General features: G+C 34.2%; 2 protein-coding genes and 1 pseudogene. 2 read left to right on the forward strand and 1 reads right to left on the reverse strand.

The features are described 5' to 3' along the window. On the forward strand, window positions 1–894 hold an 894-nt coding region (locus tag AC1DTM_RS22580), incomplete at its 5' end, for a D-cysteine desulfhydrase family protein (RefSeq protein WP_477000930.1). 37 nt (window positions 895–931) lie between these two features. On the opposite strand, the gene AC1DTM_RS22585 is transcribed toward AC1DTM_RS22580, so the two are convergent. Next, window positions 932–1,399, reverse strand: coding sequence for a hypothetical protein (locus AC1DTM_RS22585; protein ID WP_002110683.1), 468 nt, complete (start codon window positions 1,397–1,399; stop codon window positions 932–934). A 352-nt stretch (window positions 1,400–1,751) separates the two neighbouring features. On the opposite strand from AC1DTM_RS22585, the pseudogene AC1DTM_RS22590 reads away from it, so the two are divergent. Beyond that, window positions 1,752–2,527, forward strand: a pseudogene (locus AC1DTM_RS22590) (L,D-transpeptidase family protein); the annotation flags it as partial.

Raw genomic sequence — 2,527 nt, forward strand, 5'->3', positions numbered from 1 at the left:
CAGGAAAAAGGTGCAGATACGTTAATAACAGCTGGTGGTAATAAGACGAGAAAGTTAGAGTTTCTAGTTGCGGATGCACAGGCAAAAGGTGCAGATACGTTAATTACAGCTGGTGGTATTCAATCAAACCATTGTCGTCTCACACTTGCAGCTGCGGTAAAAGAAAAAATGAAATGTATTCTTGTGTTAGAAGAAGGGCTTGAGCCAGAAGAAAAGCCAGACTTTAACGGAAACTACTTCTTATATCATTTATTAGGTGCTGAAAACGTAATTGTTGTGCCAAATGGAACAGACCTTATGGAAGAGATGCATAAAGTAGCGAAAGCAGTAAGTGAAAAAGGAAATACACCATATGTCATTCCAGTTGGTGGATCGAACCCTACTGGCGCAATGGGATATATTGCTTGTGCGCAAGAAATTATGGCTCAATCATTTGAACAAGGAATTGATTTCAGTTCAGTTGTTTGTGTAAGTGGTAGCGCTGGTATGCATGCTGGTTTAATTACTGGTTTTTCCGGAACGCAAAGCAAAATTCCTGTAATCGGAATCAACGTAAGTAGAGGAAAAGCGGAGCAAGAAGAGAAAGTAGCAAAACTTGTAGATGAAACTTCAGCTCACGTTGGTATCCCAAACTCTATTTCACGCGAAGCAGTTACATGCTTTGATGAATATGTAGGACCAGGATACGCTTTACCAACACCAGAAATGGTTGAAGCAGTACAGTTACTTGCGAAAACTGAAGGTATTTTACTTGACCCAGTTTATACAGGTAAAGCAGTAGCGGGACTAATCGACTTAATTAGAAAAGGTAAATTTAATAAAGAAGACAACATTTTATTCGTACATTCAGGTGGCTCACCAGCTTTATATGCGAATACGTCTCTGTTTGCGTAAGTGTGAAAAAAGACGATAGGAAATCCTATCGTCTTTTTTATTTTTTATTGAAAAATAAATTTAAATCAGTTTTATCTGTATCATAAGCTAATGCTTCAGCAATACAATCTTGAATAGTTTCCAATTTAGCTTTTTCAAAGAATGGCACTGAAAAAATATAATCCGATCCAGCCCTTTGAATAATCAATACATTTTGCATACCACTACCTAAAATACCAATTCCGATTAATAGTAAAATGAGTCCGAATATAAAGTTATTTCCTAGGGTATTAAAGGAAATAAGAAGAATAATCAATCCTAATATAATAGGTTTTATTCTATACTGAGAAGAAATCATTGTAGAACTAATATTTTTCAAAGGAATGCTTTGATTATCTTTTCCAGCAGGAATAAATCCTAATATAGTGTTTCCTGTTGATACTTTTACAAATCTTGAATCAACTGAAACAAACCCTTTAATCCAAAAAAACAAAAGTGACAACGAAAAATCTGTTTTTTTCTCCATTTCATCCTCCTAAAATGTAAAATATTCTATTTATAAAAATATCATATCAAATTTTCCGTAAATTGGGAATAGTAACAATTCATTCTTTGCTAGTAATACCTTTTTTCTTCTTTTGCGTGTTCCTTCAACCTTTTCTTTGTTTGTTCTTTTGTTAATAGATGAATAGTAACACGATTTAAAGTTTCACTTTATCTACCATCTTGATGTGTCGTTCTATTGAAAAGTCAAATTTGATCAATTAAATGCGATAAAATTTGGTCAAAAATAATGAAATTTCAGGAAAAATAAGGTACACTAGTCAATGGTTTTGGTTTAAAATCGATGGACGTTAATGTATACGGGGGAAAGATTGATGAACAACAATACAGTAAATGAATCAGTTGAAGAAGTTGATAGAAAACGAGTAAGATCAAGCAAACGTTTTACAAATTGGAAGCTTATCGCAGCGGGTGTTGGTATAATTGCACTTCTCATTGGGGGAATGAGTTATTATCAGGCAACTCACTTCAATTCGAATGTTACGATTAATGACACAAAAGTCGGTGGTTTGAGTGCTGATCAGGCAATACAGAAATTAAAAACATCTGGACTAGCAAACAAAGTCTATGTCGATCAACAACAAATTTTAGATGAAAAAGATACAAAAACGGAACTTACGGAAAAAGATGTGCCTCAAGTTAAGAAACTATTAAAAAGCCAGTGGACATTTTTCCCTTCCGCAAAGGAAAAAAATTATTCATTGCTACCGGAAAAGGCGGATCAGTATCGTAGTGAAACGATGAAAAAACTTGTAGAAGAAAAGCTCATCTCTATGAATGAAAAATTAAAAGCGCCTCAAGATGCTATGGCGAAGCTTGAAGAAGGAAAAATTGTTATTTCGAAGAGTGTTGATGGAAAACAGTATGACGTTACTAGTCTACTGAAAGATTACGACAAGCAGAAGTATAAAAGTGAAATTCATCTGAAGTCTACATACATAAAGCCTATTAAAGAAGACGATCCGATTGTCAAAAAAGAGGAGGAAGCACTACAAAATCTTCTTCAACAGTCCGTTGAGTATAAAGTACAGAATGAAGTTTATCCTTTAAAAGCGAAAGATTTAATTCAAAATGCTTCTATGTCAAAGGA

The organism is Bacillus sp. P4_D3, from assembly GCF_056401855.1.